This window comes from Aurantimonas marianensis (assembly GCF_024195285.1).
Classification (GTDB): Bacteria; Pseudomonadota; Alphaproteobacteria; order Rhizobiales; family Rhizobiaceae; genus Aurantimonas; species Aurantimonas marianensis.
Genome location: NZ_JALHBS010000125.1, coordinates 1 through 10,877 on the forward strand (window position 1 = coordinate 1; position 10,877 = coordinate 10,877).

The 10,877-nt window shown below is 65.5% G+C and carries 9 protein-coding genes; 3 read left to right on the plus strand and 6 right to left on the minus strand.

Annotated elements, in window-relative coordinates; translation table 11 throughout:
• Positions 1–248: 248 nt before the first annotated feature.
• Both MJ956_RS18425 and MJ956_RS18430 read right to left on the minus strand, forming a co-directional pair.
• Complete coding sequence (locus MJ956_RS18425) at positions 249–662, minus strand: hypothetical protein (protein WP_253965883.1); 414 nt, start codon at positions 660–662, stop codon at positions 249–251.
• 152 nt (positions 663–814) lie between these two features.
• Positions 815–1,249 carry an OsmC family protein gene (locus MJ956_RS18430; RefSeq protein WP_253965884.1) on the minus strand — a complete coding sequence of 145 codons (435 nt, stop codon included), beginning with the start codon at positions 1,247–1,249 and terminating at the stop codon, positions 815–817.
• Positions 1,250–1,485: 236 nt separating this feature from the next.
• Here MJ956_RS18430 and MJ956_RS18435 point away from each other — a divergent pair, with 236 nt between their 5' ends.
• The 3 genes from MJ956_RS18435 to MJ956_RS18445 all read left to right on the plus strand — a co-directional run bounded on the left by MJ956_RS18435 (position 1,486) and on the right by MJ956_RS18445 (position 3,934).
• A complete protein-coding gene (locus MJ956_RS18435) occupies positions 1,486–2,445 on the plus strand; it encodes a tyrosine recombinase XerC (protein ID WP_423724907.1) in 960 nt (319 codons plus the stop codon).
• A gap of 93 nt (positions 2,446–2,538) precedes the next feature.
• Positions 2,539–3,600, plus strand: coding sequence for a TraB/GumN family protein (locus MJ956_RS18440; RefSeq protein ID WP_253965886.1), 1,062 nt, complete (start codon positions 2,539–2,541; stop codon positions 3,598–3,600).
• Between the two features lie 142 nt (positions 3,601–3,742).
• The gene (locus MJ956_RS18445) at positions 3,743–3,934 is read left to right on the plus strand and encodes a hypothetical protein (protein WP_253965887.1); all 192 of its coding nucleotides are present in this window, start codon (positions 3,743–3,745) and stop codon (positions 3,932–3,934) included.
• 109 nt (positions 3,935–4,043) lie between these two features.
• Here MJ956_RS18445 and lpdA read toward each other — a convergent pair whose 3' ends face one another.
• Genes lpdA through MJ956_RS18465 form a run of 4 tightly spaced genes read right to left on the minus strand, consistent with a single transcriptional unit; the run spans position 4,044 to position 10,632 of the window.
• On the minus strand, positions 4,044–5,459 hold the full coding sequence (gene lpdA, locus MJ956_RS18450; protein WP_253965888.1) for a dihydrolipoyl dehydrogenase: 1,416 nt from the start codon (positions 5,457–5,459) through the stop codon (positions 4,044–4,046).
• Between the two features lie 48 nt (positions 5,460–5,507).
• Positions 5,508–6,266 (minus strand): SDR family oxidoreductase, encoded by a 759-nt coding sequence (locus MJ956_RS18455; protein ID WP_253965889.1) that lies wholly within the window; start codon positions 6,264–6,266, stop codon positions 5,508–5,510.
• 49 nt (positions 6,267–6,315) lie between these two features.
• Positions 6,316–7,602: a 2-oxoglutarate dehydrogenase complex dihydrolipoyllysine-residue succinyltransferase gene (odhB, locus tag MJ956_RS18460; protein WP_253965890.1), complete on the minus strand. Its 1,287-nt coding sequence runs from the start codon at positions 7,600–7,602 to the stop codon at positions 6,316–6,318.
• 45 nt (positions 7,603–7,647) lie between these two features.
• Complete coding sequence (locus MJ956_RS18465; protein ID WP_253965891.1) at positions 7,648–10,632, minus strand: 2-oxoglutarate dehydrogenase E1 component; 2,985 nt, start codon at positions 10,630–10,632, stop codon at positions 7,648–7,650.
• Between the last annotated feature and the right edge of the window lie 245 nt (positions 10,633–10,877).

Sequence of the window (10,877 nt, forward strand, 5' to 3'; positions counted from 1 at the left end):
ACGCCCCCGCCGCCAGACCGGCCCGCATCACTGCAAAGCCAGACCAACACCGAAAACGCCCTTCGCTCGACACCATCGCAAAACCCGCAAAAGCAAGCCCCGAAACAGCGCCAAGCCGTACACTCTCATACCGAAACGTGAAACGATCAGATCATTTCTCTCATGGATACTCCAAAACCGATAAAGGAAAACCGGCCCGAAGCTCCACGCAGACTGTCCGCCGCCCACGCTTCTCTTTCTTCTCAATATCAAATTGTCAAAGAGCACGGCAAAAAAGATGCCGTCGGGCCGGTCGACGCTATGCGCCTCGATTGACCCTGAAGAACGACCGTTGCCGGCCTACTCTTCTGATTGTTGTCGACTGCCTGACACCAGAGCAAACCCAAGGGCTCGCCGGCGGCGTCTTCGCCGTCGATGAGTGGCTTATAGGCGGTCCCCGCTTTTGAAGTCAACAGCCGATTTGCGAAAAAATGCACTGCAGCAAAATTTCTCGAAAACGCCGCAAACCCCTGCGTTGCATACTTCCCCGACGTCATCCGTTCGTCACATGCGGCGGCGCTGGCAACAGGCCCGCCTTCGCTCGCGGCGCTCGACTCGCGCCCAGGGCGAGGAAGTCCAGCACCCGCCATGGCATTCAACCCGACGATCAGTACCGCGATCACGGCGGCGAGCGCCGGAGCGAAGCCAGGCCACACCACTGCCGGCCTCCGCGCCGGCCTTGCGTCACCGGTGCTTGAACCCGGCGTGGCCCAGGTACCGCCCGATGCGAACGGCCCGCTGGGCACGGGCCGTTGATCTCGTATGGCGGTCTGGCTCAGACCAGCTTGGCGTCGAGTGTCACCGTAATCGCGCCGAGCGCTTTGGAGACCGGACATCCCGATTTCGCCTGCTCGGCCAATTCATCGAATTTCGCCTTGTCGATTCCCGGCACCCTGGCCTCGAGGGTGATGGCGCTCTGCTGGATCTCAAAGCCGGCCGCGACCTGTTCGACATTGACGACGGATGTTGCCTTCAGCTCGTCCGCGGGCGTGCCGTTTTCGGCGAGGAAATGCGACAGCTGCATGGCGAAGCAGCCGGCATGGGCCGCCGCCAGCAATTCCTCTGGATTGGTTCCGGACTTTCCGCTTTCATCCTCGAACCGGGCCTTGAACGAATAGCCGTGATCGCTGAGGGCGCCGGACTGGGTGGTGATCGCGCCGGTGCCGTCGCCGAGCGCGCCTTTCCAGATTGCGGTCGCATGACGTTTCATGGGAGTCTCCTTCGATGGGAACGGGTCGGCATCTTGCCTCGCAAGGCTACCGAGGAAAAGGCTGGGGCCGGCCGCGACCAAACAAGCGCGGGCGCCCTCGACAAGGAAACCCGTGTCGGACCGATGGGGTTCCGGGAACGAAGCGTTCACCTTGATCGTGGATGCTGGTGGAACGGTGCCCTGCCGGGCGGGCTGACCCGAGCAGGACGAATCTCACCAGAAGAGACGCGGGGGAAGTGGCGATGAGTCAGACAGTTCTCATCCATGCGACCAAGCCGCTGCTGGCCGAAAAGGCCGCCTGGCTGGCGACGCTTGCCGAGGAGCGCCGCACCAGCCGTCATACGCTTGCCGCCTATGAGCGGGATCTGCGCCAGTTTCTGGTGTTCCTGACCCATTACAACGCCCGACCCGCCACGCTCGGCGATCTCACCGACCTCAAGACCGCCGAACTGCGCGGCTTCCTCGCCGCGCGCCGCCGCGATGGCGCGGGCGCCAAGACGCTCGGCCGGGGCCTTGCCGGAATTCGCTCCTTCATCCGCCATCTGGAAAAGAAGGGGCTGGCCTCCTCCGCTGGCGCCAAGGCGATGCGCGCACCCAGACAGCCGCGGTCGCTGCCGCGTCCCCTGAGCGTGCCCGATGCCAAAGCCGTCACCGAGGATGCCGGCGCCTTCGCCGCCGAGCCGTGGATCGCCGCCCGCGATGTCGCCGTGCTCACGCTTCTCTACGGCTGCGGCCTGCGTATCTCGGAAGCACTGGCACTGCCCGGCGACGCGCTCAGTGAGCCGACCGCTCGGTCGATGCCCATCGCCGGCAAGGGCGGCAAGACTCGTCTCGTGCCGCTGCTTCCCACCGTGCTCGAGGCGGTGGCCAAATATCGCCGCCTGTGTCCCTATGCGTTGCATCCGAACGAGGCCCTGTTTCGCGGCGCCCGTGGCGGCCCGTTGAAGCCGCAGATCATCCAGCGCGCCATGGCGCGGCTCAGGGGCGGCTTGGGTCTACCCGAATCGGCGACGCCGCATGCGCTTCGACACTCCTTCGCTACCCATCTTCTGTCGGCCGGCGGGGATCTCAGAACGATCCAGGACCTTCTCGGCCATGCCAGCCTGTCGACGACGCAGAATTACACCGCCGTCGATTCGGCCCGGCTCCTGTCGATCTATGACGGCGCCCACCCGCGCGCGCGCCGCCGCGCCTGACCGGTCGATGCGGGAAAGTCGCGAGATTCAGGCTTTGGTCGTAATTTCCCCCTAGGCTCCCCGCGTTATTGCGAGGGAGTAGATCAGCCGCCCATGACTGGCCCTATCGACCGATTCGATCGTTTCGCGACGGCTCTCTTCCGGCTTTGCCTCGCGCTGCCCGGCCTCGTTCTGGCCTTCCTGCTCGTCGGTATCCTGGCCGTCGGCGCGACGGAGCCGGACGCCTGCGACGGCCGCGATCTTCGTCCCGCCTTGCGGGTGGAGGGCAGGCTCGCCGATGTCGAAGCGAATGCGGCGGCGGTCCCCAACGGCGCCGGAAAGCTGTTTCGCGTCGAGCGGGCCGGCCTGGCCCCGTCCCATCTGTTCGGCACCATCCACCTCACCGATCCCCGCGTCCTCGTCCTGCCTGCATCAGCCGAACAGGCCTTTACCGCGTCCGAGCGCCTGGTCATCGAAACGACCGATGTCCTCGACCCGGTCAAGGCCGCCGCCGCCTTTTTCGCCCATCCGGAGCTGATCAACCTCCCCAAGGGCCAGACCCTCGCCGATCTGGTCGATCCGCAAGAGCAGGCCAAGCTCGAAACGGCGCTTGCAGCCAAGGGGATTCCGTTCCAGTCGGTGCAGACCCTGCAGCCCTGGTTCACCTCCATGAGCCTGATGCTGCCGGACTGCGAAGCGGCGCGGAAAAAGGACGGCGCCTCGGTCCTCGACGTCCGGCTCGCCGAGCGCGCCATCGCCGCCGGCAAGCCGGTCGAGGGGCTGGAGACCTCCGAGGAGCAGCTCCGCGCTCTCGCTTCCCTCTCGACCGATCTCCAGGTCGACAGTCTCCTGGCGACGATCGAGCTCCAGGATCGCATGCCGGATGTGATGGAGACGATGCTGGCGCTTTATCGCGAGGGCAAGATCGCGGCGATCATGCCGGCGATCGAGGCGGCGGTGCCGGATGGCGGCATCCTCGTCGGCGCCGGCAAGGGCTACGCCGAGTTCGAAGAGCGCGTCGTCACCGAACGCAACCATCGCATGGTCGAGCGAATGACACCGATGCTGGAAAAAGGCGGCGCCTTCGTCGCCACCGGCGCCCTGCATCTTCCCGGCGAGGACGGCCTCGTCGCATTGCTGCGCCAGGCCGGTTGGACGGTAACCCGGGTGGATTGACGCAGCCGGAACGGCCATAACCGCAACGGCTCGGGCGCGTCTTCGGCGTATGAGCTTCATTCGGGCGCGCGATCGCCCGCTTGTTGGCCGCGAGCAATCGGCGTAACCTTCCAGGGTCGAAACAGCCAAGGAGTGCCTGCGCATGAAATCCTTACTTGCTGTGACCATGAGCCTCGGGCTTCTCGCCGCCGCATCCGGCGGCGCCGCGGCGCAATGCGCGGCCCATACCGATATCGTGGCCGAGGCGCCGATGACGCCGATCGTCACCGCCGATTCGGCAGACACGGCCACGTCTTCGGCGCCGGTGGTGAAAGACGCCGAAAAGAAGGGCTGAACCCGGCCTCATCGTCTCATAGAAAGGCCCGGCCGCCGACGCGCCGGGCCTTTTTCCCGGTCGATGTTTCACGTGGAACATCATGTCGGGCGGTGGGGCCGCCGCCCCGTTACACGTGAATCGGCTTGGCGAAGGCCGCGAAGGCCGCCTCGCGCATCGCCTCGGACAGGGTCGGATGCGCGTGCGAGGTGCGCGCTAGATCCTCCGAGGAACCGCCGAACTCCATCAACAGCGCCGCCTCCGCGATCATGTCCCCGGCCCCCGCGCCGAGGATGTGACAGCCGAGCGCCCGGTCGGTCTCGGCGTCGACCAGGAATTTGACGAAACCGTCGGTCTTGAGCATCGCCCTGGCACGGCCATTGGCCATGAACGGGAACTTGCCGACCCGGTATGCGATGCCGGCCGCTTTCAATTCTTCCTCGGTCTTGCCGACCGAGGCGACCTCGGGCGAGGTGTAGACCACCGAGGGAATCGCGTCGTAATTGACGTGGCCGACCTGACCCGCCAGTTGCTCGGCCAGCGCCACGCCTTCGTCCTCGGCCTTGTGGGCCAGCATCGCGCCCTTCACCACGTCACCGATCGCGTAGATGCCCGCGACATTGGTGGCGAAATGCGCGTCGATCTCGACCCGGCCGCGATCGTCGAGCTTGACCCCCGCCTCCTTCAGTCCGAGCCCCTCCGTATAGGGCTTGCGGCCGGTGGCGACCAGCACGACGTCCGCCGAGAGCGTTTCCGCTTCGCCGCCCTTGACCGGCTCGAAGCTGACCCTGGCGCCCTTGTCGGCCTTCTCGACACCGGTGACCTTGGCGCCGAGGCGGAATTCGATGCCTTGCTTGACCAGCAGCTTCTGGAAGGCCTTCGAGACCTCGCCATCCATCGGCCCGAGCACCTTGTCGAGATATTCGACCACCGTCACCTTGGCGCCGAGCCGGGACCAGACCGAACCGAGCTCGAGTCCGATCACGCCGCCGCCGACGACGACCATCGTCTCGGGGACTTTTTCCAGCGCGATCGCCTCGTCGGAGGAGACGATCGTGTCGCTGTCGAAGGTGAGTTCGACGCCCGGAATGCCGGCGACGGCCGAGCCGGTGGCGATGCAGATCGCCTTGGCCGGCAGCGTCTCGGTTGCGCCATCCTCCTTCGTCACCTCGACTTCGCCGGCCGCCTTGATGCGGCCGGTGCCGATGATGCCGGTGATCTTGTTCTTCTTGAACAGGAAGGCAATGCCGTCGACATTGGCCTTCACCGTCTTGTCCTTGTGGCCGAGCATCGCCTCGAGATCGAGCTTCGGCTCCACCGAAATGCCGAGTTCGGCGAAGGAATGCCCGGCCTCGGCGAACATCTCGGAGGCATGCAGCAGCGCCTTCGACGGGATGCACCCGACATTGAGGCAGGTGCCGCCATAGGTCTTGCGCTTTTCGACGACGGCGACCTTGAGGCCGAGCTGCGCCGCCTTGATGGCGCAGACATAGCCGCCGGGTCCCGATCCGATGACGACGAGGTCGTAGCTTTGCTGATCGGCCATGAATTTCCGCTTTCCTTCGATCTCAAGAACAATGGGGGGAAGGCGCCCTCACGGCAGGATCGAGCGACCGCCGGAGACGTCGATGATCGTGCCGGTCGAATAGGACGCCTCGTCCGACAGCAGCCAAAGGATCGCCCTGGCCACCTCCTCGGCGGTGCCGGCCCGCCGCATCGGCAGGCTCGGCGCGATTTCCTCGACCCGGTCGGGCTCGCCGCCAGAGGCGTGAATGTCGGTCGCGATGATACCGGGGCGAACCGCGGTGACGCGGATGCCCTCGCCGGCCAGTTCCTTGGCGAGCCCGACGGTGAAGGTATCGATCGCGCCCTTCGACGCGGCATAGTCGACCCGAGCGCCGCCGAGGCCGAGCTTGGCGGCCGCCGAGGACAGATTGACGATCGCGCCGCCCTGGCCGCCGCGCGCCGTCGACATGCGCTTCACCGCCTCGCGGGCGCAGAGAAAGCTGCCGGTGATGTTGATCCGGAACATCCGGTCAAGCCGGTCCGCGCTCATCTCGGCGACCGGCGCGACCGCGTCGACCACGCCGGCATTGTTGACCAGCGCCGCCAGCGGCCCGAGCCTGTCCGCCGCTTCGAACAGCGCGACGATGTCGGCTTCGACACCGACGTCGCCCTTCACCGCGATCGCCGTGCCGCCGCCGGCCTCGATGTCGGCGACCACGGCCTTCGCAGCCGCCTCGTTCGAGGCATAGTTGACGACGACGGCATAGCCGGCCTTGGCGCCGAGCCGCGCCGTGGCGGCGCCGATCCCGCGCGACCCGCCGGTCACGATCATCACCCGTTCAGTCATCACGCAGCCCTTCCCGGTCCTCCAGCCCTTCCGCGCAGCCAACGCGACTTTAAAGATCCAGCACCAGCCGCTCGGGGTCTTCCAGGCTGTCCTTGACCCGGACGAGGAAGGTCACGGCCTCCTTGCCGTCGACGATGCGGTGGTCGTAGCTGAGCGCCAGATACATCATCGGCCGGATCTTCACCTCGCCGCCGATCGCCACCGGCCGCTCCTGGATCTTGTGCATGCCGAGAATGCCCGACTGCGGCGCGTTGAGGATCGGCGTCGACATCAGCGAGCCATAGACGCCACCGTTGGAGAGGGTGAAGGTGCCGCCCTGCATGTCGGAGACGGTCAGCTTGCCGTCGCGCGCGGCGATGCCGAGCCGGCCGATTTCCTTCTCGATCTCGGCGATGGTCATCTGGTCGGCGTCGCGCACGACCGGCACGACAAGGCCCTTCGGCGTGCCGACGGCGACGCCGATATGGGCGTAGTTCTTGTAGACCAGATCGGTGCCGTCGATCTCGGCGTTGACCGCCGGGATCTCCTTCAGCGCGTGACAGACGGCCTTGGTGAAGAAGCCCATGAAGCCGAGCTTCACGCCGTGCTTCTTCTCGAACAGATCCTTGTATTTCTTGCGCAGCTCCATCACCGCCGTCATGTCCACCTCGTTGAAGGTGGTCAGCATCGCCGCGGTGTCCTGCGCGTCCTTCAGACGTCGAGCGATGGTCTGGCGAAGACGGGTCATCTTCACCCGCTCCTCGCGCGCCTCTCCGGCCCGCGAGGACGGAGCAGGGGCCGCCATCGGCTTTTCCTGCGGGCTCGACGGCGCGCCGCGGGCGATCACCTCCAAGACGTCGCCCTTGAGGATCTGACCGCGCTTCCCGGAGCCCTCCACGTCGCCATCGGCAAGGCCTTGCTCGGCCATCATCTTCTTCGCCGAGGGGGCCGGCGGCATGTCGCCCGCCGCGGCCTTTTCGTCGGCGCCATCGCCGGTTGGCGCCGCGTCGCCCGTCGCCCCGCCACCGTAATCGGCCTTGGTATCGGCGGCGGCATCCGCCTTTGCCGCCTGGCTCTTCGGCTTTTCGGTCGCGGCCGTGGTTCCGGCGTCGGAGCCCGATCCCTCGCCGATCGAGCCGAGAACCGCGCCGACCTCGACGGTCTCGCCCGCCTCGACCGCGATGTCCTCGAGAACGCCGGCGGCCGGAGCCGGCACCTCGACCGTTACCTTGTCGGTCTCCAGTTCGGCGATCGTCTCGTCGAGTTCGACCCGATCGCCGGCCTTCTTGAACCATTGGCCGATGGTGGCCTCGGTCACGGATTCACCCAGCGTCGGGACTTTGATTTCGGTGCTCATCGCTCTCTACGTCTTTCGAGGTCCGGTTCGGTCGTATCGTTTGGCTCAGCCAAGCGCGTCTTCGAGGAAGGCGGCGAGCTGCTTTTGATGGGTCGACATCGTTCCCGTGGCCGGCGAGGCCGCGGCCTGACGTCCGGTATAGCGCACGCGCCGCTTCTCGGAGCCGATATGGTCCAGAACCCACTCCAGGTAAGGGTCGATGAACGACCATGCGCCCATGTTCTTGGGCTCCTCCTGACACCACACCATTTCGGCCTGCTTGAAGCGCGACAACGCGTTGATCAGCGCCTTGGCCGGGAACGGATAGAGCTGCTCGAGACGCAGCAGGTAGATGTCGTCGATGCCGCGCTTTTCGCGCTCTTCCAGAAGGTCGTAATAGACCTTGCCGGTGCACATTACGACGCGCCGGATCTTGTCGTTCCTGACCAGTTTGATCGGCGAATCCTTGCGCATCTCCGCATCGTCCCAGAGCAGGCGATGGAAGCTGGTGTCGCCGGCCATCTCCGACAGGCTCGAGACCGCCCGCTTGTGACGCAGCAACGACTTCGGCGTCATCAGCACCAGCGGCTTGCGGAAATCGCGCTTCAGCTGCCGGCGCAGCACGTGAAAGTAGTTCGCCGGCGTGGTGACGTTGGCGACCTGCATGTTGTCCTCGGCGCACATCTGCAGGAACCGCTCGAGCCGGGCCGAGGAATGCTCCGGCCCCTGGCCCTCGTAGCCGTGCGGCAAGAGCAGCACCAGCCCTGACATGCGCAGCCATTTGCGCTCGCCCGACGAGATGAACTGATCGATGACCACCTGTGCCCCGTTGGCGAAGTCGCCGAACTGCGCCTCCCACAGCGTCAGGGCGTTCGGCTCCGACAGCGAATAGCCGTATTCGTAGCCCAGCACGGCTTCCTCCGAGAGCATCGAATTGATGACCTCGTAGATTGCCTGACCCTTGGCGACATGGGCGAGCGGGATATAGCGGCTCTCGTCCTCCTGGTCGTAGAGCACCGAATGGCGCTGCGAGAAGGTGCCGCGCTCGGAATCCTGACCGGACAGGCGCACCGGATGGCCCTCGGCGACGATGGTGCCGAAGGCCAGCGCCTCGCCGGTCGCCCAGTCGATGCCCTCGCCGCTTTCGATCATCTTGGCGCGATTGTCGAGGAAGCGCTGGATCGTCCTGTGGACGCGAAAGTCCTTGGGCACCGTCGCCAGCTTGCCGCCGATATCCTTCAGCGTCTTCAACGGCACGCCGGTCACGCCGCGGCGTGGCTCTTCGAGTTCCTCCGCCTTGCGCAGGCCCGACCAGGCGCCGTCGAGCCAGTCGGCCTTGTTCGGCAGGTAGGACTGGCCGGCCTCGAACTCGTCGTCGACGATCTTGCGCCATTCCGCCTTGCGCGCGTCGACTTCCTCCTGACTCACCACCCCACCGTCGACCAGCTTCTTGGAATAGATCTCCAGCGTCGTCGGATGCTGGCGGATCGTCTTGTACATGATCGGCTGGGTGAACGCCGGCTCGTCGCCCTCGTTGTGGCCGAAGCGGCGGTAGCAGAACATGTCGATGACGACCGGCTTGTGGAACTTCATCCGGAATTCGGTCGCCACCTTGGCGGCATAGACCACCGCTTCCGGATCGTCGCCATTGACGTGGAAGATCGGCGCCTCGACCGTCTTGGCGACATCGGAAGGGTAGGGCGACGACCGCGAGAAGCGCGGATTGGTGGTAAAACCGATCTGGTTGTTGATGATGAAATGCAGCGAGCCCGCAACCCTGTGGCCACGCAGGCCCGACAGGCCGAAGCATTCGGCCACCACGCCCTGACCGGCGAAGGCCGCGTCGCCGTGGATCAGGAGCGGCATGATCTGCGCGCGCGTCTCCAGCGGGACGATCTCGGTGCGGGTGCGGCCGGCGATCTGGTCCTGCTTGGCGCGCGCCTTGCCCATGACGACCGGGTTGACGATCTCCAGATGCGACGGGTTGGCGGTCAGGGAAAGGTGGACCTTGTTGTGGTCGAACTCCCGGTCCGACGATGCGCCGAGATGGTATTTGACGTCGCCCGAACCCTCGACGTCCTCCGGCTTGTACGACCCGCCCCCGAACTCGTGAAAGATCGCTCTGAGCGGCTTGCCCATCACCTGGCTGAGCACGTTGAGCCGGCCGCGATGGGCCATGCCGAAGACGATTTCCTTGAGGCCGAGTTGGCCGCCGCGCTTGATGATCTGTTCCAGCGCGGGCAGCAGCGCCTCGCCGCCGTCGAGGCCGAAACGCTTGGTGCCCTTGTATTTCACGTCGATGAACTTTTCGAAGCCCTCGGCCTCGATCAGCTTGTTGAGGATCGCGCGCTTGCCTTCGTCGGTAAAGGCGATGCCCTTGTCCGGCCCTTCGATGCGCTCCTGCAGCCAGCCCTTTTCCTGCGGATTGGAGATGTGCGTGAACTCGACGCCGAGAGTCGAGCAATAGGTCCGCTCGAGAATGTCGACCATCTCGCGGATGGTGGCGAATTCGAGCCCGAGCACGTTGTCGATGTAGATCTTGCGGTCGAAATCGGCCTCGGTGAAGCCGTAGGCCTGCGGCGACAACTCGTTGTAATCGTCGTCGGCCGGCTTGGCGATGCCAAGCGGGTCGAGCTTGGCGTGGAGATGGCCACGAGCGCGATAGGCGCGGATCAGCATCAACGCCCGCACCGAATCCTGGGTGGCCTGATGCACGGCTGTTCCAGGCAGGTCGATGCCGCTTTCCTGGGCCTTGCCCTTGACCTTGGTCGCGACGCGCGCCTCGAGCTGGCCCCAATCGCCGTCAAGGGCCGAGACGAGCTCGCCATTCGCCGGGATCGGCCAGTTGGCCTTTTGCCACGACGGCCCCTCGGCGCTTTTCAGGACGGCCGAGCGGTCATCCTTCAACGCCTTGAAGAAATCGCCCCATTCGTCCGAAACGGAACCGGGATCGTCCTCGTAGCGGGCGTGCAGATCCTCGATATAATCGGCGTTGCCGCCGTAGAGGAAGGAGGTAAGCGCGAAGGTTTCGTTCGCTTCGGTGCGTGCCATCTGTCTCGTCGCGGCCCCGTCGTCCGGGTGCCGTCTCCTGTGATCGATCGTTCGGGAAATCGGACCGCCACCATGACGACCGTACCATGCCCGAACCCTTTGGACTCCGTTTTCGGCGATGCCGTGACGCGGGAGCCTGTCGCGCCGGTCTTTTTTCGCGCCTCGTCGTCAGCCCTTGAGCAGTTCGACGAGGGTCTTGCCGAGCTGTGCGGGGGAGGGCGAGACGCGGATGCCGGCGGCTTCCA